Source organism: Vibrio nigripulchritudo ATCC 27043, assembly GCF_000222685.1.
GTDB classification, from domain to species: domain Bacteria; phylum Pseudomonadota; class Gammaproteobacteria; order Enterobacterales; family Vibrionaceae; genus Vibrio; species Vibrio nigripulchritudo.
Genome location: NZ_AFWJ01000262.1, coordinates 17,074 through 37,602, shown reverse-complemented (window position 1 = coordinate 37,602; position 20,529 = coordinate 17,074). Strand labels below are relative to the sequence as shown.

Annotated in this window: 21 protein-coding genes; 3 read left to right on the top strand and 18 right to left on the bottom strand. The window is 45.9% G+C overall.

Going from position 1 to position 20,529, the window contains the following annotated elements:
• Window positions 1–40: 40 nt before the first annotated feature.
• From hemN to RH89_RS17535, 5 genes are all read right to left on the bottom strand, one after another.
• On the bottom strand, window positions 41–1,414 hold the full coding sequence (gene hemN / locus RH89_RS17555; protein ID WP_004404968.1) for an oxygen-independent coproporphyrinogen III oxidase: 1,374 nt from the start codon (window positions 1,412–1,414) through the stop codon (window positions 41–43).
• Window positions 1,415–1,607: 193 nt separating this feature from the next.
• Complete coding sequence (locus RH89_RS17550) at window positions 1,608–2,102, bottom strand: DUF2489 domain-containing protein (protein WP_004404967.1); 495 nt, start codon at window positions 2,100–2,102, stop codon at window positions 1,608–1,610.
• Window positions 2,103–2,113: 11 nt separating this feature from the next.
• Window positions 2,114–2,659: a Der GTPase-activating protein YihI gene (gene yihI / locus RH89_RS17545; RefSeq protein ID WP_004404963.1), complete on the bottom strand. Its 546-nt coding sequence runs from the start codon at window positions 2,657–2,659 to the stop codon at window positions 2,114–2,116.
• The gene (locus RH89_RS17540; protein ID WP_004404962.1) at window positions 2,637–3,296 is read right to left on the bottom strand and encodes a class I SAM-dependent methyltransferase; all 660 of its coding nucleotides are present in this window, start codon (window positions 3,294–3,296) and stop codon (window positions 2,637–2,639) included. The genes yihI and RH89_RS17540 overlap by 23 nt, the downstream gene beginning before the upstream one ends.
• A 215-nt stretch (window positions 3,297–3,511) precedes the next feature.
• On the bottom strand, window positions 3,512–4,129 hold the full coding sequence (locus RH89_RS17535) for a c-type cytochrome (protein WP_004404960.1): 618 nt from the start codon (window positions 4,127–4,129) through the stop codon (window positions 3,512–3,514).
• Window positions 4,130–4,279: 150 nt separating this feature from the next.
• Here RH89_RS17535 and yihA point away from each other — a divergent pair, with 150 nt between their 5' ends.
• A complete protein-coding gene (gene yihA, locus RH89_RS17530) occupies window positions 4,280–4,933 on the top strand; it encodes a ribosome biogenesis GTP-binding protein YihA/YsxC (RefSeq protein ID WP_004404958.1) in 654 nt (217 codons plus the stop codon).
• Window positions 4,934–5,446: 513 nt separating this feature from the next.
• Here the strand turns inward: yihA and spfP are convergent.
• The 4 genes from spfP to hemB all read right to left on the bottom strand — a co-directional run bounded on the left by spfP (window position 5,447) and on the right by hemB (window position 10,689).
• Complete coding sequence (gene spfP, locus RH89_RS30735; protein ID WP_438356636.1) at window positions 5,447–5,494, bottom strand: small protein SpfP; 48 nt, start codon at window positions 5,492–5,494, stop codon at window positions 5,447–5,449.
• A 191-nt stretch (window positions 5,495–5,685) separates the two neighbouring features.
• Window positions 5,686–8,475: a DNA polymerase I gene (polA, locus tag RH89_RS17520; RefSeq protein ID WP_004404951.1), complete on the bottom strand. Its 2,790-nt coding sequence runs from the start codon at window positions 8,473–8,475 to the stop codon at window positions 5,686–5,688.
• 671 nt (window positions 8,476–9,146) lie between these two features.
• Window positions 9,147–9,575: a GNAT family N-acetyltransferase gene (locus RH89_RS17515; RefSeq protein WP_004404946.1), complete on the bottom strand. Its 429-nt coding sequence runs from the start codon at window positions 9,573–9,575 to the stop codon at window positions 9,147–9,149.
• A gap of 67 nt (window positions 9,576–9,642) precedes the next feature.
• A complete protein-coding gene (hemB, locus tag RH89_RS17510; RefSeq protein ID WP_004404944.1) occupies window positions 9,643–10,689 on the bottom strand; it encodes a porphobilinogen synthase in 1,047 nt (348 codons plus the stop codon).
• Between the two features lie 185 nt (window positions 10,690–10,874).
• On the opposite strand from hemB, the gene RH89_RS17505 reads away from it, so the two are divergent.
• Entirely contained in the window at window positions 10,875–11,639 is a 765-nt protein-coding gene (locus RH89_RS17505) for a TatD family hydrolase (RefSeq protein WP_004404942.1), read from the top strand.
• Here the strand turns inward: RH89_RS17505 and RH89_RS30410 are convergent.
• From RH89_RS30410 to rmuC, 9 genes are all read right to left on the bottom strand, one after another.
• Entirely contained in the window at window positions 11,636–12,175 is a 540-nt protein-coding gene (locus tag RH89_RS30410) for a hypothetical protein (protein ID WP_004404940.1), read from the bottom strand. The two genes, RH89_RS17505 and RH89_RS30410, sit on opposite strands and share 4 nt — an antisense overlap.
• Window positions 12,175–13,023, bottom strand: a complete 849-nt coding sequence (locus RH89_RS17495) for a hypothetical protein (RefSeq protein ID WP_004404937.1) — start codon at window positions 13,021–13,023, stop codon at window positions 12,175–12,177. The genes RH89_RS30410 and RH89_RS17495 overlap by 1 nt, the downstream gene beginning before the upstream one ends.
• A gap of 123 nt (window positions 13,024–13,146) precedes the next feature.
• The gene (gene tatC, locus RH89_RS17490) at window positions 13,147–13,899 is read right to left on the bottom strand and encodes a twin-arginine translocase subunit TatC (protein WP_004404935.1); all 753 of its coding nucleotides are present in this window, start codon (window positions 13,897–13,899) and stop codon (window positions 13,147–13,149) included.
• 53 nt (window positions 13,900–13,952) lie between these two features.
• A complete protein-coding gene (gene tatB, locus RH89_RS17485) occupies window positions 13,953–14,291 on the bottom strand; it encodes a Sec-independent protein translocase protein TatB (protein WP_004404932.1) in 339 nt (112 codons plus the stop codon).
• Between the two features lie 3 nt (window positions 14,292–14,294).
• Window positions 14,295–14,546 carry a Sec-independent protein translocase subunit TatA gene (tatA, locus tag RH89_RS17480; RefSeq protein WP_004404930.1) on the bottom strand — a complete coding sequence of 84 codons (252 nt, stop codon included), beginning with the start codon at window positions 14,544–14,546 and terminating at the stop codon, window positions 14,295–14,297.
• Between the two features lie 58 nt (window positions 14,547–14,604).
• The gene (ubiB, locus tag RH89_RS17475) at window positions 14,605–16,239 is read right to left on the bottom strand and encodes a ubiquinone biosynthesis regulatory protein kinase UbiB (protein ID WP_004404929.1); all 1,635 of its coding nucleotides are present in this window, start codon (window positions 16,237–16,239) and stop codon (window positions 14,605–14,607) included.
• Entirely contained in the window at window positions 16,236–16,841 is a 606-nt protein-coding gene (locus RH89_RS17470) for a ubiquinone biosynthesis accessory factor UbiJ (RefSeq protein WP_004404928.1), read from the bottom strand. Before RH89_RS17470 ends, ubiB begins: the two co-directional genes overlap by 4 nt.
• Before the next feature lie 7 nt (window positions 16,842–16,848).
• The gene (gene ubiE, locus RH89_RS17465; RefSeq protein ID WP_004404927.1) at window positions 16,849–17,631 is read right to left on the bottom strand and encodes a bifunctional demethylmenaquinone methyltransferase/2-methoxy-6-polyprenyl-1,4-benzoquinol methylase UbiE; all 783 of its coding nucleotides are present in this window, start codon (window positions 17,629–17,631) and stop codon (window positions 16,849–16,851) included.
• Window positions 17,632–17,673: 42 nt separating this feature from the next.
• Window positions 17,674–19,176, bottom strand: a complete 1,503-nt coding sequence (gene rmuC, locus RH89_RS17460; RefSeq protein ID WP_004404926.1) for a DNA recombination protein RmuC — start codon at window positions 19,174–19,176, stop codon at window positions 17,674–17,676.
• Window positions 19,177–19,599: 423 nt separating this feature from the next.
• On the opposite strand from rmuC, the gene RH89_RS17455 reads away from it, so the two are divergent.
• Window positions 19,600–20,484 carry a DMT family transporter gene (locus RH89_RS17455; protein ID WP_004404925.1) on the top strand — a complete coding sequence of 295 codons (885 nt, stop codon included), beginning with the start codon at window positions 19,600–19,602 and terminating at the stop codon, window positions 20,482–20,484.
• Window positions 20,485–20,529: the final 45 nt, after the last annotated feature.

The window sequence follows — 20,529 nt, the reverse complement described above, 5'->3', positions numbered from 1 at the left end:
ATCGGCATTAGGCGTGAAGCCCCTTTTTTATATCACTCGTTTATATCACTCGCGAGAATTGCTGTTGTCGCGCTTTATCTCTCAGGTACTTGTCGAAACACATGCAGATGTTTCGAATCAATAATCGACCACGCAGCGTTACACGGATTTCATTGTCATCCACTTCCACTAACTCATCATTGATGAACGTTTGCAGCAGTTCCATGTCTTCTTTGAAATACTGGGTAAAGTTCACATTGAATTCGCTTTCGATAAAACGCTTGTCCAGTTTGAAATTGCAAATCAGCTGTTTGATAACTTCACGGCGAAGCAAGTCGTCCGCATCTAGTGACACCCCTTTCCACAACGCATGGCGCATTTCATTCACCTGAGCGTAATACTTCTTCAGTTCTTTTTGGTTTTGAGCGTAGCTGTCACCAATCATGGAAATCGCAGAAACCCCAAAACCAACCAAATCACACTCGCCTTGCGTGGTGTAACCCTGGAAATTACGGTGCAACACGCCATTGCGCTGGGCAACCGCCAGTTCATCGTCTGGCTGTGCGAAGTGATCCATACCAATAAACTGGTAACCAGCTCCGGTTAAGGTCGCGATGGTTTGCTGCAAAATTGCCATTTTCTCCGTTGATTCAGGTAAATCGGCATCTTTGATTTTACGCTGCGCGGCGAAAAGCTGTGGCATGTGGGCGTAGTTAAACACCGACAAACGCCCCGGCTGCATTTTCAAAACCTGTTTTAACGTTTTGGCGAACGTTTCCTGAGTCTGCTTTGGCAAACCATAAATCAGATCCAGATTGGTAGAACGAAAACCCAGCTCTTTGGCGCGTTCGACCATATCGATAATGAACTGCTCGTCCTGCTCACGGTTCACCAGCTTCTGAACGTCTTTGTCAAAATCCTGAACACCGATACTCAAGCGGTTAAAACCTTCGTCTCGCAGGTGATCCAGCATATCCATCTCAATCTCACGCGGATCCACTTCGATGCTGATTTCGGCATCGTTTTCAAAGCGAAATTCCTGGCGTAACAACGCCATTAAACGAGAAATTTGAGGTTTGCTGAGAAAGGTGGGCGTACCGCCACCAAAGTGCAGTTGAGTGACACGACGCTGCTGAAGCAAAGACGCTCTCTGGCGAATTTCGTGCTCCAGAATATCAAGGTAATCATCGGCCTTGTGCTGGTGACGAGTAATGACTTTGTTGCAGCCGCAGTAGTAGCAAAGCTTGTGACAAAAAGGAATGTGCACGTACAGCGACAGCGGGCGCTCTGGGTATTGCGCGCAAGCCATATCAAACTCAGCAATCGTATACGCTTCGTGAAACTCCAACGCGGTTGGATAAGAGGTGTATCTCGGCCCTGAGTAATTGTATTTATCTAATACAGCTTGATCCCAAACAATTTGCTCACTAGACATTTTTGTTGTGCTTCCAGTTAGTGCTTAGGGGCATATTTTGCCATATCACCCTGTCTGTGATGGCATACCCTGATGGATTTAATAATAGAAATGTTCAGAAGTGCTAGTGAGATCACTCGCACCTAAAGGTCATCCCAGATTACGGATCCGGGATGATCTTGATGTCGAAAAGACTAACTAGATGATAGGCGAATTAAGATGCGACCATATTGATGTTGATCTGATTGTTCAGAGGTTTGATCTTTTCTCGAAGCGATTTGAGCTCTTCGATGATGTCGTCAGTCAAACGTGCTTCTGCTTTCTGGCGCTCCAGCGTTTGCTGCATACGCTCTTTCTTCGGCAGATTTTGTCTGTCTTCACCACGAGCCATGTCTTTCACAACGTGGTATAGCTCTGCCGTGGCTGGATACTCTGCGTCTACGTCGATGCGATCTTCACCCTGTACGTAGTCCAGAATGCAATACACACGAATGCTGATTTCCGCCAGGTCACACTGACCCTGAATCGCCGCGGCACATAGAGTGTCTACGTTTTCGAAAATGTTCGAATTGCGTTTTTCAATCGCCAGCGCCTGATGTTTCGCCTGCAATTCCTTCTGCTTTTTAAGTTGCAGTAAAAGATAGCCTGCGTACGACGCCAGCCCTACGATAATAAGTGCGCCGATGACAGCTAATACGGTTACTGACATAACTTTCTCGCTTATCCTTTCAGGTTATCTAAATCCATATCTTCGAACTGCGAAAGCAGATCGTCGTCGGTTTTCGCTTTAGCTGGTTCATCAACTTGCTCGTCCTGCTCTTCACCTTCTGGCTCCATTAGACCCAGTTGGTTCATCAGTACTTCGATGCGGTCCAGTTTCTCATCTACGTATTGCTGCAAGCCTTTACCTAAGCTTTCGCCCGCATCGATACGGTCAAGAAGCACCATCAATTGCGCGTCATTTTCCAGCATCTCCAATTCTTGCTCTGCTGAAAGGCGACGCTCTTGCTTGGTCGGCTTTTTCACAGGCTCGATGATCAGAGGGATTTTTTTCTTGCTGCCTAAACGCGGGTCGCGCTTCTGGCTATTGCCGGCGCTGTTCGCCTGCGTACCTTCAGAATGGCGGCTGCCCGATTTCAGACCTTTGCGCTTTTTGTGCTTTTTGCGCAGACGACCTTCTACATCCGATTCGCTGCGGTTACGGGTAACGATTATTTCCGGTGCACCAGAAGCACCCGGTTTTCTAGATTTCTTTGTACGACTCATTACTGGGTTTCCTCAGTAAAATTACATCATTGCCAATAAATTCGAGTTGGAGTCCGTCCCGTCGCGCTAAATATTGAAACGTAGCCCGACTAAAAAAGATCACATGAGTAAGATCATTTTTATAGTGCCATCCGGCGAAGGCTTCAAGGTTAATCACCATTTTGGTCATCACCCCCAGCCATCCACCTGGTTTGACTAAACTCAACCATTGCTGCCACACGGTATCGGGTTGATACAAATGTTCAATCACTTCGGTGGCAGTCACAAAATCATACGTGTTCTCAAGTACCCTTTTATCAGGGTAGTAATAGATATCGTATAGGGAGACGGTGTGCCCGTGCTCTTCTAACATGAGGGATAGTGTTGGACCGGGTCCACAACCAAAATCCAGACCGCTGGACTCAGGGGCGACTCTTTCCAGAATTGGCGTAGACATTCGGCTTAGAAAACGACGATAGCCTTCATCAGCCGGATCGTTTTCATGCCAGTCATACATCGACTTTTCTTCTTCAGCGGTCAGCCGTTGGGCAGGGTCCACAAACACCAATTCACACTGCAGGCATTGATGATAACGTCGACGACGGTCTTCAAAATAGTCTTTAGTCTGCGTTGATTCGCAGAGCGGACAAGCGTGCATACTGGGTTCCTCAGTTAGGGATGCGAAACATACCAGAAAGTGAGGTTAGAGTGGAGTTTTATTGAGCACTTTCTGCTTATTCGCGACAAAAAGCGCCAATACCCTTAGTGAATAACCCAGAGTACTCCCAGAAAGGCGAATTCTAGGGTTATTTGCGTATACAAAAAAGCGGCAGGTAGTCCGCCGCTTTTCTTTTCAAATGCATTGCTCGTTAGTTAGTGCAAGCCACCCACATACTTAGACAAAATTTCAATGTCGTCGTCGGTCAGCTTTTTGGAGATATCTCGCATCATGGCATTCATATCGTTATTGCGATCGCCAGAGCGGAATTTAACCAGCTGCCCTTTGATGTAGTCAGCGTGCTGCCCGGAGATTTTAGGAAACCCGGAGAGCTCAGTACCGTTACCTCGAGGACCATGACAGGCGATACACGCCGTGATGCCACGCTCTAAGTCACCGGCTGCGTAAAGTACGCGACCACGGTCAACGACGTCTTCAGGTGTCGAACTTTCTGCGATAGGGAGGGAAGAAAAGTAAGCAGATAAGTCGGCAATGTCTTCATCAGACAGCGGCACCGCCATGGCACTCATTGCAGGATCATAACGACCTTGCTTACCGCCAGTCTGTCCGCCAAGCTTGAGATCTTTCAACTGCTTCTCAAGATATTTGGCATGCTGACCCGCCAAGTTTGGATTAATCGGAATTAAACTGTTACCGTCTGCGCCATGACAGGCAGAACAAGTGACAGATTTTGCTTTACCAGCTTCAATACTACCTTGGGCCCATACAGAGCAGCTGGCTAATAAACTCAAGATTAGCACTAATTTTTTCATGACATTCCATTATAATTATCAAGCTTCCAGTACCACATGAAGTGGTTGGCTATTTGTTCGCCTAAACGACCTTATGCCGAGCAAGGGTATTTTACACAAATTCACAAAAAAGTAATCAATCGACTACACAAAGACGAGATGGAGTTAACAGTGAGCGCAAAAATTCATTATCAGAACACACATTTTATTACCAGCGCCCCTGACATACGTCACATGCCAGAGGATGTGGGAATAGAAGTTGCGTTTGCTGGTCGCTCTAACGCCGGTAAGTCCAGTGCCTTAAATCGACTGACTAACCAGAAAAGTTTAGCAAAAACCAGTAAAACTCCAGGTCGTACGCAATTAATTAACCTTTTTAAAGTGTACGACAATTGCCACATAGTTGATCTTCCTGGGTACGGATTTGCTCAAGTCCCGTTAGAGATGAAGCAGAAATGGCAGAAATCACTGGGTGAGTACCTGCAACGACGCGAGTCTCTGAAAGGGCTTGTGGTGTTAATGGATATTCGCCATCCCATGAAAGATTTGGATCAACAGCTTATTTACTGGGCGGTAGACTCAGGAATTCCGGTGCAGGTGCTACTGACTAAAGCCGATAAGCTAAAAAGTGGGGCACGAAAGTCCACATTGCTGAAAATTCGAGAAGCTGCATTGGCGTTTGGTGGCGATGTTAAAGTCGACGCATTTTCATCCCTTAAAGGCATTGGCGTAGACCAGTTACGCTCGCGTCTTGATGAGTGGTTTGCCCCAGCACTTATTGAAGAAGTGCTGGAAGAAGACAATGGAGAAGTGCCTGAAGAATAAGGTTTTTCTATACTCCCAGATACAAAAGTCCCCACCTTTTTGGTGGGGCAACGGGAGAGAAATAGGAGGTATTATTATTATGGTTAAAAAGCATTCATCATCTCCTACAAAAACTCAAGATATTTCTCTACTTTTTTTCAAAACCTTGCCTCCAGACACCTTTTCGCATCAGGGCTTATTTGCATAAACCTACTGTTTTATACCTTCCACGCGCGATTCTCAATCAATCTTCTTTTTTGATAAAAAATATCTTATTGATAACACGGTTTTTTACTACAACGCTCTCCAGAATAAATTCTAAAGTCAGGCACTGAACAGGCTAAGTTTTGAGGATTTATTACCAGATCTATCACTTGTCTGGCTGCAGCAGAATGCATTGATTCGCGTAATGAGAAGAAGAGAAAGAACACACAGAAGAAATAAATGAAGCAAGAAATGAAGATTATTTAGCCAATATATTGTTTTTATTACAATAAAAAACGCCCCAGTCAAAAACTGACTGGGGCGGCTGAATCAGCCTAATCCAATAACGTGAAACAAAAGGTCTGAAAGATAGAACATCTTACCTCTGTACCCTACGAGAGATAATGTACAACATTTACTCAGAAATGAAAACAATTTTTGTAGTTTTTTTTCATTAACTTTTTGTAAAACTACATTAACACTTTATTTTACACGACTTTATTTAGATCAAAAAAAAGCCAGCATGTGCGCTGGCTCATAGTAATTTGCGTGATTAGAGCAAAAAGTGGCTAGTGGGCTTGATCCCAGTTGTCGCCATGCCCGGCTTCGGCAACCAAAGGCACATTTAGCTCTGCGGCAGATTCCATCAGTTTTTGTACTTTACTTTCAACTTCGGAAAGGACTGACTCCTCAACTTCAAAAACCAGTTCATCGTGCACCTGCATCAGCAGTTTCACTTTGCCCTCGCCTTCTGCCTGAATCCACTCATCGACCAGCAGCATAGCTTTCTTAATGATGTCAGCCGCTGTGCCCTGCATAGGCGCATTGATTGCCGCACGTTCAGCCGCCTTACGACGCATCCCATTTCGCGACTTGATCTCTGGAAGGTGCAGTCGACGACCAAATATGGTCTCTACATAACCTTGCTCGGACGCCGCGCTGCGTGTGTCTTCCATATACTGCATCACACCTGGGTAGCGCTCGAAGTATTTGTCCATGTAGCCCTGAGCTTCACCACGAGGAATACCTAACTGCTTTGCTAAACCAAACGCGCTCATACCGTAGATCAAACCGAAGTTAACCGCTTTCGCACGGCGACGTTGTTCAGTGGTCACATCTTCAATATTCACACCCATAACTTCCGCAGCAGTCGCTGAGTGAATGTCCTTACCTTGGCTGAACGCGTCTAACAAGGCTTTATCACCAGACAGGTGCGCCATAATACGAAGTTCGATTTGAGAGTAATCGACCGCCAGAATCTTCCAGCCGTGCGGCGCAACAAATGCCTGACGAATACGACGTCCTTCGTCGTTACGAATTGGAATGTTCTGTAGATTTGGATCAGTGGACGAGAAGCGACCTGTTGCAGTGACCGCCTGATGATAAGACGTATGTACACGACCTGTAGTCGGGTTAATCATCTTCGGCAGCTTGTCGGTGTAAGTCGATTTCAGTTTTGCCAGTCCACGGTATTCCAGAATCACCTTGGGTAATGGGTAGTCCAATGCGAGATCCTGCAATACTTCTTCATTGGTTGAAGGTGCACCTGATGGCGTTTTCTTCAGTACTGGCAATCCCATCTTTTCAAACAAAATGGCTTGAAGTTGTTTAGGAGAACTCAGGTTGAACTCTTGTTCTGCAATGTCATACGCTTTTTGTTCAAGCTCGTCGAGGCGTGCTGCAATTTCTTGAGATTGCGCACCCAGCAACATGTCATCAATGATAACTCCAGTGCGTTCAATACGAGAAAGTACGGGTACCAGAGGCACTTCCACGTCATTGTAGATGTGGCTAAGTTTTTCGTCCTGCTCGATATTGGCGTAAATACGGTTATGCAAACGCAGCGTGACATCGGCATCTTCTGCGGCATATGGTGACGCTTCCGCCAGATCAATTTGATTGAAGGTAAGCTGGTTTTTGCCTTTACCTGCGATTGATTCGAAGGACATGCAGCTGTGCTGAAGGAATCGCAGCGCCAAACTGTCCATATCGTGCTTGCCGCCTACGCTATTGAAAACATAGGAAGCCAGCATGGTGTCGTGTTTGATACCTCGCAGTTCAATGTCATAACGCGCAAGAATGCTGGCATCGTACTTAAGATTCTGACCAACTTTAGCTTGATTCGCGTCTTCCAGAATCGGTTTGAGTTGCTCCAGCACCCAATCTCTGTCCAGCTGTTCTGGCGCATCGAGATAGTCATGCGCGACAGGTACATAAGCCGCGACACCTTCTTCGGTCGCAAAAGACAGGCCGACAAGGTTTGCGACCATGTAGTCTAGGCTGTCCGTTTCGGTATCAAACGCAAATAAGTCCGATGCCTTCAGCTTTTCCAACCAGTCATTAAAGCTTTCTTTGGTGAGAACGGTGTCGTATTGGCTGCGATCGATTTTTACTGCACTGGTGTCCACTTTTGCTGCGGTAGTGCCGGATGCCGCATTAGAACTCGCAGATCCGATAGCTTCAACTTCACCAGTGCCGCCCTCTAGCAACTCATTCAGCCAAGATTTAAACACCAGTTGACCGTAAAGCTTGATTAGTTCGTCTTTATTTGGCGTTTCTTTTTTCAGACCTTCCGCTGTGACATCCAATTCAACATCTAACTTGATGGTTGCCAGTTCGTAAGAAAGGTAAGCATTGTCTTTGTTATCGATCAGCTTCTTCGCCATGGTTTTCGAACCACGGAAACCAAGTGGTGCAATGTCGTCGAGATTGTCATAAAGCTTATCTAAACCACCCACACCTTGAAGCAGCGCGGTCGCGGTTTTATCGCCCACTCCAGGTACACCTGGAATGTTATCCACTTTGTCACCCATAAGCGCAAGGTAGTCGATGATCAGCTCTGGTGGGATACCAAACTTGTCCACAACGCCTTCTCTATCCATAACGACGTTGGTCATGGTGTTGATCAGAGTGACATTTTCATCCACTAACTGAGCCATGTCTTTATCACCGGTACTGATCAGCACTGGCATACCCGCTTTTGAAGCCTGAGCGGCAAGCGTACCAATGACATCGTCCGCTTCAACGCCCGGTACACAGATAAGTGGAAGCCCCATGGCTTTGATTACCTCGTACAAAGGCTCAATCTGACAACGCAGGTCGTCAGGCATTGGAGGGCGGTTGGCTTTGTACTCTGGGTACATATCATCACGGAAGGTTTTGCCTTTTGCATCAAAAACAACCGCGATTCGTTCAGAGCTGAACTGACGCATCATGCTGCGCAGCATGTTCACCACGCCATAAACCGCATTGGTTGGGATATCGCCATTGCTCATGGTGCCGGGGTATGCATGAAATGCCCGGTAAAGATAAGAAGAGCCATCGATGAGAATCAAAGGGTTGTCAGGTATGGTTGCCATAGTCTGCTGTCCAAAATACAGTGCAAAAAATAATGGGCTTAGAATGCCACGACTCGCTTGGGGATGCCACGTTCGCTATACCAAATTTAAGCTGGAGTGCATTTTCTCAACATTCCTAGCCTCCGTAGTTCTGTTGCGCAACAAAACTTGCAAACACTTGTGGATAACTCTGTTGGTAAAAGTTATCAACAGCTGACTAACAGAGCTGAAAACAGTGCTATTTTTCTTTTTATTTGTTTAATAACAATCAGTTATCAAAATAAAGATCCTCAGATCATGGATCTTATAATGATCATGCCTTGTGGAAAATAATTTGGGAGCAGATAAAGAATCTAAAAAAATCAAAGAAAAAATTTGATGATTTAATCAACAGAAAGTGTAGAAATTTCGAGAAATGTGGTTAATCTGTGAATTTCAGATAAAAGAAAGCGACATCGAATGATGTCGCCTAGCATAAGTGGCCAAAATGATGAAAAATATCACTTTGCCGTAAAGCTAAATTACACTGGAAGCAATGTGAGCAATGTCGTGTCATTCAAGAATCAGTGCAAGTTCGCTTGAAACTGAAATCAATTCCTTTTGAACTGTTCCTCATTCCCTAAGACGACTCCAATAATAATGATTCTCATTTACACGTCAACACCTAAATGAGAAATTTTCTCATTTATTTTTTATAGGTCCTTTAAAAAGTGAATTCTAGAATCCAGATTGTTGGGGTGTTTTTCATACATATCAATGAGATAACCATTTCTTAGTAGTAATCTAAGCATCGCCGGGAAGGCATTACGAGACTTCACTTTTACCTGTTGATAGCCGTTTTTAGCCACCCAGTCCTCCTGTTCATCCATTAAAAGCTGGGCAATACCACTTTTCCTTCCTGCTGGTGTCACACCGCCAAACCAGCTGTAAAACGTTTTTTCGGTCAATTCATACCCGATTTTAAACCCAAGCAACTGACCCTCTTTTACAGCAACTAAGATCAAATGCGTTTTTCCATCCAACCTATTTCTTAGATTTTCTACGGTCTCTTTCTCTACAAACTCGGGAATGGCATTAGCCACTTCGACACACTCTTCAAGGGTTCCAATTCTGATCTGCATGTATATTCCTCAAACAAAAAAGCTGAACCAATCGGTTCAGCTTATTTAAAAACAATATGCGAGTGATTTATTCTTCAGGCTGAATGCTTTCTTTGGCTTTTGCCCCTTCCTCAGCTAGCCACTCGGCTACGTCTTTGGCAAAGTAGGTCAAAATCCCATCGGCGCCCGCACGCTTAAAGCACAACAGGGATTCAAGCACAGTTTCTCGCTCCTTTAGCCAGCCGTTCTGAATCGCGGCTTTGTGCATCGCATACTCACCTGAGACTTGATAAGCAAAAGTCGGCACCTGCAATTCGCTTTTCACACGGCGCACCACATCGAGGTATGGCATACCGGGTTTCACCATCACCATATCCGCGCCTTCGTTGATGTCCATTGCGACTTCTTGCAAGGCTTCATCGGTATTGGCTGGGTCCATCTGATAGTTCTTTTTGTCCCCACCTTTTAGGTTAGAAGCAGAACCGACCGCATCACGGAAAGGACCGTAATAGTGAGAAGCATATTTCGCCGAGTAAGCCATGATTTGGGTATGAACATGACCTGCTTCTTCAAGTGCATCGCGAATCGCACCGATTCGACCATCCATCATGTCAGACGGTGCAACCACATCCGCACCCGCTTCAGCGTGAGACAAAGCTTGCTTGATCAAGACTTCGGTGGTTTCGTCATTCATCACGTAGCCGTCATCATCGATGATGCCGTCTTGCCCGTGCGTCGTGAATGGATCCAGCGCCACATCCGTAATCACACCGATGTTCGGGATGTGTTCTTTCAAAAGCTTAACCGCGCGTTGTACCAGACCATCTGGGTTATAAGCTTCTGTGGCACAAAGGCTTTTCGCGTCTTGCGTTACTACCGGGAATAACGCAATAGCGGGCACCCCTAATTTTGACAGGTATTCCGCCTCTTCCAGCATCAAGTCGATAGACAAACGTTCGATGCCCGGCATGGATTCCACTGGCTCTCGACGGTTTTTGCCCATCAGGATGAACATTGGGTAAATCAAGTCGTTTACCGTGACTTGATTTTCCGCCATCAGTCGGCGGCTGAAGTCATGTTTGCGCATACGTCGCATTCGGCGACCAGGAAATTGACCTTGGATTGAAACAGACACGCTCTTCTCCTTGTCTGGAAAAATTCTGGCAGAAACTATATCACTTTACGGGATACCCAAACTACCTCAAAAATGCCCCAGAACTCATGGTTTTGAAAACTGGTTCAGCCACTTAATTGACTATCCTAAAAGCCAGCGACTTGAGTATACTGTGGCGAGAATTGAATCAGACTGACCCTAGATTAATGATAGATACTCACGCACACATTTACGCCACAGAATTCGACGAAGACAGAGAAGCCGTTATTGCGCGTGCTTTAGAACAAAACATCCGCCAGATATTTATGCCAAATATCGATTTGGACTCTATCGAACCTATGCTGAACACTCAGGCACAGTTTCCCGATATTTGCAGACCTATGATGGGGCTCCACCCTTGCTACGTGAAAGCGGATGTCGATAGCACATTGAGTACGATCCGAGCTTGGTTCGACAAACACGAATTTATCGCGGTAGGGGAAATCGGCATTGATCTCTACTGGGACAAAACCTACAAAGCTGAGCAAGAAAAAGCCTTTGTCACTCAGTTGAACTGGGCAAAGGAGCTAGATTTACCGGTAGTTATCCATACTCGTGATTCAATTCAGGAGACGATGGATCTGCTGAGAAAAGAGCAAGATGGCAGCCTAACCGGTGTCTTTCACTGCTTTGGGGGCAGCATCGACGAAGCCAAAGCTATCAACGATCTTGGTTTCCACCTTGGCTTAGGTGGAGTATCGACATTCAAAAATGGGGGAATGGACAAAGTCATTCCACATCTGGATCTGAATTACGTCATTTTAGAAACAGACTGCCCTTACCTTGCTCCGGTGCCACACCGAGGCAAGCGCAATGAACCAGCTTACACGCACTTGGTTGGGCAACGTGTGGCGGATCTGAGAGAGATGACACTGGAACAAATCGACCAGTTGACAACCGACAACGCGTTAAAGCTCTTTAAGCTTATTTAGTTAACAGAACTTTGCTTACTACCCTGATATGTTTCTTTCACATATGCGTTGACAATCGGCAGTTCTCGGAAATACCCGTATTTTGCAATGGTTGTAATTTCATCGTCAGTGCAATATTGCGGGTCTTTTACCATAGCTTCAACAATATGCGTGCTGGAGAGCAAAGTAAAAGGTGGACAGTCAACAAAACCTTGAGTTCGAGCAATACTTTTTTGCCTCTGATGCTCAAATATCTGACCAGGAATAATAACAATCATACTAATAGCCAAAATACTAAAGAACCCTTTTGCGATCCACTTTGACTCTTTTTTACCTAATATATGATTCCAGACAACATATAAAAATAAGCATGGCATTGTGATCAAACTAGCAATATCAATCATAAAAGTTGGGTCAACATAGATAATTTGAAAACCCGCATCCAACTGCAGTTGTATAGTCTCAAGCGTCAAATATTCATTAAGTCTAAAAATAGCAAAAGTACTAAAACCAATAGCACTCAGTAAAACAAAAACAATATGTGCTGCTTTTTTCATTAGAATGAGAACCCATGTGGATTAGTTTTCAAGGTTTGAAAAGACTTGCTTGATATCCATTTGTTGATGTTATTGTTTAAATCTAACTTTGCTTGATCATTTATATAATCATTTAGAGCCTTGACTATTTTTTCCTTGATCAAAAAACGACCATCTAAATAATCGAGCATTTTCCCCATTGCAAATGCTGCTACCCCCCCTAAAACCAAGGGGATTAAAACAACACCAGATGAAGCAGCAATTCCACCAATTATCAATCCAAATACCGTTGAGATCGCCGCTTTAATGACATCAGCACTTATATTCGTTACCCAATCAGATATTGAGTAATTTTTAGTTAATGCAAGTTCTAAGGTCCTAAATGCTACAGAATAAATAACAGTCACTAGTACGCCAGCTTTAGCTGACGCTCTCATTCCTTCTTTTCCGATACCTAATGCAATAACTTTGGCATTGTTAGACAAGTACCGAGTACCTTTTACCAGACTTCTAAGCTTATGGTTGCCTTTAAATTTAATGTAACTCTTTTGCCCATTGCTGGTAACTTCGTATTTACTTAGAATCGAGCCACCTTTTTTCAGGTCTTCAGCTAGTAAATAGAAACCTCTTGCGTCATGTATCGTGCTGCCGTTGGAAGCAGCAAATCCAGCAATACCAAGTGCAAGTGCTTTTGCATCGATTTGTTCATCACTTAAACCGTTTCTTTTCTGGTTAGCAACCCAAAGAGCAGTAAAAGCTTTTGCTTCTAGTACGTAGATATCAACATCTTGTACTTCTACACTTTTTAAACAATTATCACGCTTGGCTTTATTTCGATAGCTCAGACATTGAAACTTAGAATTTTGCAACTTAATACTCTCCTAGAAAGAAATTTCGCTATTCTAAGAGACAATTGTATAAACCATTTATACAACAAAGCACATTTGAGCGAGACCTCTCACCCAAATGTAATTGATTAATATATCCTTTACTTACTCTTCCGGTTGCCCAATTTCCTGAGGCTCTCTACGAACGTAGAATCTTGCGAAGAATAAGCCCACTTCAAACAGCAAACACATGGGTATTGCCAATAAGGTTTGCGAAATCATGTCTGGCGGGGTCAGCATCATCCCGACCACAAACGCCCCGACAATAATGTATGGTCGCTTCTGACTCAGGCTTTTGGCATCGGTCGCCCCTGTCCAGCACAATAAGATGATGGCAACAGGCACTTCAAAAGCGATACCAAACGCCATGAACAAGGCCAGAACAAAATCCAAATAGCTGGCGATGTCAGTCGCAAACTCCACGCCACCCAGTGATATCGCGGTAAAGAAACCAAACACCAGCGGGAATACCACGAAATAGGCAAACGCCACACCGCAGTAGAAAAGAATGGAACTGGAAAACAGCAGCGGCATGATGAGCCTGCGCTCATGTTTGTAGAGCCCGGGCGCAACAAATGCCCAAATCTGATAGAGAATCAGCGGCACCGCGACAAATATTGACGCAACTAGAGTCAGTTTTAAAGGCGTAAAGAAAGGCGACGCCACATCGGTCGCGATCATGGTCGCCCCTTCAGGCAACCTTTCTATTAATGGAGCTGAAATAAATTCATAGATATCGTTGGCAAACCAGACCAAGCCAATAAACACGACAATCACTGAAACTATGGCTTTCAGCAGTCGGTTACGCAATTCAATTAAATGGCTGATCAATGGTTGCGTTTGCTCAACAGAAGACATATCGAACCTCAACAACGGGATCAAAAAAGAGCTGCCTGAAGCAGCTCTTCACGTTACTCATCGGCTTTTTTATCAGAGGATGCTTTGGCATCGTCCTTGTTTGCATAAGGCCGCTGAACATCTTGCGCTGCCTGTTTGAGTTCATCAACAGATGCTTTCAAATCGGGAGAGAGATCTTCCATCCCCATTTTTTCAGCTTTACGCAGGTTGTCTTGCAGCTCTTGCACTTTTAGCTCGTGCGACAATTCATCTTTGACATTATTTGCCATGCTTTTCGCCGCGCCGATAAAGCGGGAAACGCTACGAATGGCAACAGGCAAGCGCTCGGGACCTAAAACCACCAGCCCGACGACAGAGATCAATACCAGTTCCCAAAAACCGATATCAAACACGTGTTACGCCTGCTCTTTGTTTTTAGACGAGTCAGAAGTTGCTTCTTCTGACGATGTCTTTTGCTCAATGTTTTGTGGCTCAAAGTCGGCGTCTTTTTTATCCGCTGCGGCTTTTTCTTCGTCGCTCATGGCTTTTTTAAAGCCTTTCACTGCGCTGCCTAAGTCGCCGCCAATGTTGCGAAGCTTTTTCGTTCCAAACAGCAAAATCACGATAACGGCAATAATCAATAGTTGCCAGATGCTAATACCACCCATTTGCTTCTACCCTCGGGTTATTTTGAAATAATGTAATCTTTTAATGAAAGTCTACCGTCTATTTGCGGTATGTACGCCAACTAAACAACCAAAATGTGATGCCTGCGATACCGCTGCCAATTGCGACTGGCTCGTATCGACTGTCCAATAAAATGGCACCGCACACAATTAAGGTTGCCCCAATGCCAAATAAAAACCGCCCGGTTCCTTGCTGGCGCTTGGATTGACAATAACCTTGATAAAGCTTTTCCATACGTTGGTCTAAAGCCTTACCTTGTTTAAGGCTATCGTACAACAGCTCTGGCAATTCTGGCAGCTTTTCTGCCCAAAATGGCGCTTTATCTTTCACTGCATTGATCACAGCCTGCGGTCCCACCTGATTTGCCATCCAGGTTTCCAGGAATGGTTTGGCGGTTTTCCACAAGTCGAGCTGCGGGTATAACTGACGCCCCAGCCCTTCGACATAAAGGAGCGTTTTCTGCAGAAGTACCAATTGTGGCTGTACTTCCATATTAAAGCGTCGCGCCGTGTTAAACAGATTCAGAAGCACATGACCAAATGAAATTTCGCCTAGTGGTTTGGCAAAGATAGGCTCACACACCATGCGAATCGCAAACTCAAACTCCTGAACGTTAGTATCATGCGGTACCCAGCCTGAGTCGACGTGCAATTCAGCAACTTTTCGGTAATCGCGATTAAAAAACGCCAGCAGGTTTTCGGCCAGATAACGCTTATCTTCACTGTTCAATGTACCGACAATGCCACAATCCAAACCGATCCACATGGGGTCGTCTGGGTGTTCTGGTTTTACAAAGACGTTGCCCGGATGCATGTCGGCATGGAAGAAGCTGTCGCGGAATACCTGAGTAAAGAAAACGCTAACCGCTCGCTCGGCCAACAGGCTCATATTGGTCCCGTTGGCGTGCAGTCCTTCTATATCAGACACCTGAATGCCGTAAATTCTTTCAGATACCATCAGTGTTTCACTGCTTAAATCCGAGATCACTTCTGGCACATACAGCTCTTTGCTGCCTTCAAAATTGCGTCTTAGCTGGATGGCGTTTGCCGCTTCACGGCGCAAATCCAGTTCATCAAGCAGTGTTTTTTCATACTCGCGAACCACTTCAACCGGCTTAAGACGACGCGCTTCAGGCAAGACTTTGGCAACGATTTTTGCCATGCGATACATCAGCTTTAAATCGGCATCGATAACAGGCTTGATGTCTGGGCGGATGATTTTCAGAACCACTTCACGACCAGACTCTTTGAGCTTAGCGGTGTGCACTTGTGCAATCGACGCGGAAGCCAGCGGTGTGATGTCGAAATCGGTAAACCAGTTATCCAGACTGCCACCAAGCGCTTTTTCCATCTGTTCTTTGGCTAGTTGCCCGTCAAAAGAGGCAACCTGATCTTGCAACAAAGCGAGCTGATCGGCGATGTGTGGCGGAAACAAGTCTCGTCTGGTCGACATCATCTGCCCGAACTTGATCCACACGGGACCCAGCTCTTGCAATGCGAGTCGAATACGATGCCCTAACTCTTTGTCTTTGTGTTTATTTCTCAGCCAAAACAGGCTTTTTCGAGCAAGGCGAGGAATCCGGGTTAACTGATGTTCTGGAAGGAGCTCATCCAGCCCGTATTCGAGCTGGACTTTGAGAATTCGGTATAAACGACGAAGTTCTGCTGGTGTCATGCTTTCTCCAGCAACATTTTTAAGCGAGATTCGGCTCTTGCCACGGCACTGGCAATATCATCCACCTGATCGCAAAAATGTGCGATCTCCAGCGGTGCTGGAGCAATGCGCCATTCTTCAGTCAAGACTTGTGCGATATGGTTTTGTTTCTTCTCGGCGTTCTTTTTCACCCAGTCGACACTTTGTTTGGCACCAGAAACCAGAGTGTGTGCCACCACATCTCCGGTAAGGCGAGATAACCACTCTTCAATATCTGGTTTGGCATCGGTCAGTAGCTGCGAGAATTTCTGCGCCAGTTGGATATCTCCTTCAAGCACTAGCTTGTCTTGCTTAATCAACTGAGTGATGTTGGCTTGCTCACGCAGTTCTGGAAGAACACTCAAACTCAGGGACAAGTAACAATCCGATTGACCTTCGTAACTCGCCAGCACGTCAATTTGCTGGCTGAATACAAAAGTTAACGTCTTGTCGATTTCTTTAATGTGCACCTGAATCGTCTGTCCTTTTAAACGGGACATGCGTTTCACCAACGCTGGATCATCCTGAATCAGGGTGTTCAGAGTGGTCTCGACAACAGCGGTAACCAATGGCTCAAATGGCATAGTGACCTCAGAATTTGTATCCGCGGTGCAACGCAACAATACCACCGGTTAGGTTGTAGTATTTCGTTTGCTCGAAGCCCGCTTCTTTCATCATGCCTTCCAGAGTTTCCTGATCTGGGTGCATACGAATGGACTCCGCTAGGTAACGGTAGCTGTCGCCGTCGTTAGCAATCCACTCGCCCATTTTTGGCAGAAGGTGGAATGAATACGCATCGTATACTTTGGAAAGAGGTTCAAGAACGGGTTTAGAAAACTCCAGTACCAACAAACGACCACCCGGTTTAAGCACGCGGTACATAGAGCGCAACGCCTTGTCTTTGTCCGTCACGTTACGAAGGCAGAAACTGATGGTAATGCAATCGAAGTGGTTGTCTGGGAAAGGCAGTTCTTCGGCGTTCGCCTGAACGTAATTTACGTTACCAACAATGCCTTTATCGCGAAGCTTATCGCGACCCACATTAAGCATGGAATTGTTGATGTCAGCCAGAATGACGTGACCTTTTTCACCGACAATGCGAGAGAATTTCGCGGTCAGATCGCCCGTACCGCCACCAAGGTCGAGGATGCGTTGCCCCGGACGTGCGCCGCTGCAATCAATTGTGAAACGTTTCCACAAGCGATGGATACCACCAGACATCAGATCGTTCATGATGTCGTATTTTGCTGCTACCGAGTGGAATACTTCAGCAACTTTCTCCGCTTTTTGCTCTTTGGCTACTGTCTGGAAACCAAAATGAGTCGTGTCATCAGCATTTGAGATTGGGGTATCTTGCACGTTTGTATCTGTCATCAATTTTTCCTCGTAAACAATCCCTTGTGGCATTGCGAGCGCCTAGTCTACTTTATCCTCAAGCGGTTGTCTTTCCACTAAAGTGTCATTTTGTGCGATTTCCAACAGGCTATCTGGAATACTACGTTTTACTTCGACCCCAAGATCTTTAAAACTCTCCGCTTGCCTGACGACGTTGCCCCGCCCCGTCGCCAGCTTGTTCATTGCCCCCTGGAAATTCTGATTGGCTTTATCGAGTGCACCACCCAGATTTTCCATATCGGTTAAGAACAGTCTGAGCTTGTCATACAGCTTGGACGCTCGCTCGGCAATGATTTGCGCGTTTTGATTCTGGCGCTCATTTCGCCACAGATTATCTATGGTGCGCAGTGCCACCAGCAACGTAGTTGGGCTGACAAGAATGATGTTGTACTTCATGGCATCTTTGACCAAGCTCGGGTCTGCCTGAATGGCCACTTGGAATGCAGGTTCGACGGGAATAAACATCAGAACATAATCTAAGCTCTGGATGCCTTTGAGTTTGTGGTAATCCTTCTGGCTCAACCCTTTGATGTGATTTCGCAAAGCAAGTAAGTGGTCACTTAACGCCACGTCGCGCTCTGCATCGGTGTCTGCGTGAAAATAGCGCTCATACGCCACCAATGCCATTTTGGAATCCACCACCACTTGTTTATCGTGAGGTAAGTGAACAATCACATCGGGCTGATAACGCTTTCCTGCTTCATCTTGCAGGCTCACTTGGGTCTGGTATTCGTGCCCTTCACGTAACCCCGATTCCGCCAGCACGCGAGCCAGAACCACTTCGCCCCAGTTACCCTGCTGTTTGTTGTCACCTTTAAGCGCCTGCGTCAGATTCAACGCTTCACGGGACATTTGCTCATTGAGTTTTTGTAAGTTCTTCAGCTCGTGCACCAGCGTATGACGCTCTTTGGCTTCAAAGCTGAAACTGTCGGTGACTTGCTTTTTAAACCCTTCAATTTGATCTTTCAGCGGGTTGAGTAACCCTTCTAAACTCTGTCGGTTCTGCTGATCCACTTTGGCGGTTTTGTTTTCAAACAATTGGTTAGCAAGGTGCTCAAATTGCTGCTTGAGGCGGGCTTCTGCATTTTCCAGCAGGGCGAGCTTCTCTTCGCTGGCTTGCTGTGCCTGTTGGTGACGGGCTTCTTGTTCCCGAAGGCTGGCTTGTGATTCTGCCAGTTCTGCACGTAAACCTTCTGTTTGACTGGTCAGTTCTGCTTTTTCCTGACGAAGTGCGTCCATGTGACGAAGCTTTTCCATCGCCACCAGCATTTTACCGTGGGTCTGTTTCAGCTCGAAGGCGGCTTGATCGCGAGCGTTGTCCAGTTCATCCAAATCCTTTTGGGCTTCATTGAGCTGCTCCGCTGTTTTTTCATGAAGCTGTCTCTCGGTTTCAAGCGCTTGAATTTGTTGTTGAAGTTCCAACTGCATTTTCTGCTTTATCCACCAACCTACAACCAGTGCGCCGGAGCACCCCCCACCGAGCGCGGCTAATAAAAGCGGCTGATTCTCGACTATCCACTGCATAATGTTCGCCTAAGTTTTTGACTCTCAAAATGATAGTATTCAGGCACTGGATAAATGTCCAGTTTTGCAGCCTGAATTCGCCAGTATATAGTGATTCGTCCGGTCAACACTTTCAGTGGTATATTAGGGTCTGTTGACCTTTCGAGATGATTTTTGCAGCCATTTGTGGGTTCTTTATACAAGGCAGCGCTTATTCGGTGTAGCGCTCTACATCAATAAGCGGTAACGCAGTAGAAAGGAGCCACAAATGCTGCCCAAAGGGTTCAACTAGGCGTCCCCGGTCTATACCCTTTACTCTTTGTTGCAAGGTATTTACTTAGAGTGACTAAGCTAAAGACCTTGCGCCGCGATTAAACCACATAGAACTCGAACAAAATTTAACCGCGAAAGGTCAACAGACCCTAGTCTAAGGAAATGCGCGAGATGAAGAATGAGCGTCAAGCTTTGCTGTACGGAATCAGTGCTGTCTTACTTTGGTCGACGGTTGCCACCGCATTTAAGCTGACATTAGCGGAATTTACCCCCATTCAGATGCTGACCTTTGCCAGCCTGGTATCGGCGATGGCGCTCTTTGTGATTTGTGGTGTGCAGGGAAAGCTCGCTCAGTTGAAAGACACCTTTGCCGCTAACCCTTGGTTTTATCTGGCGCTCGGCCTGATTAACCCGCTGTTCTATTATCTGATTCTTTTTAAAGCGTATGACTTATTGCCTGCCTCGCAGGCTCAGCCTCTAAATTACAGCTGGGCGATTACTCTTACCCTGATGGCGGCTCTGTTTTTAGGGCAGAAAATCCGTAAACAAGACTGGATTGCCTGTCTGTTTGGGTATGCGGGTGTGGTGGTGATAGCCACCAAAGGCAATGTATTGGCATTGGAGTTCGAAAACCCTGTCGGCGTTGGGCTGGCGCTGCTGTCCACCCTATTGTGGGCGGGTTATTGGATTCTGAACACCAAAAACAAAGCCGATCCCGTATTGGGCGTGTTACTCGGTTTTTTGGTCGCACTGCCATTCGCTGCGTTGATTTGTGCGTACGAAGGAGCCACTTGGGCGCAGATTTCGTGGAAAGGATGGGCAGCAGTCACCTACGTTGGACTGTTTGAGATGGGCGTGACGTTTGTACTCTGGCTCAGCGCCATGAAGCTCACCAGCAATACTGCGAGAATCAGCAACCTGATTTTCACATCACCGTTTATCTCACTGATGCTGCTTGCGACAATTATCGGCGAAGAGATCCACCCGTCCACCTTTGTCGGTTTGGTCATGATTGTGGTGGGCTTACTGATTCAGCAAATCAAACGCAAGTCTTAGCGTCTGCTGACATTAATCAAAACGGCACCTAAAAGGTGCCGTTGT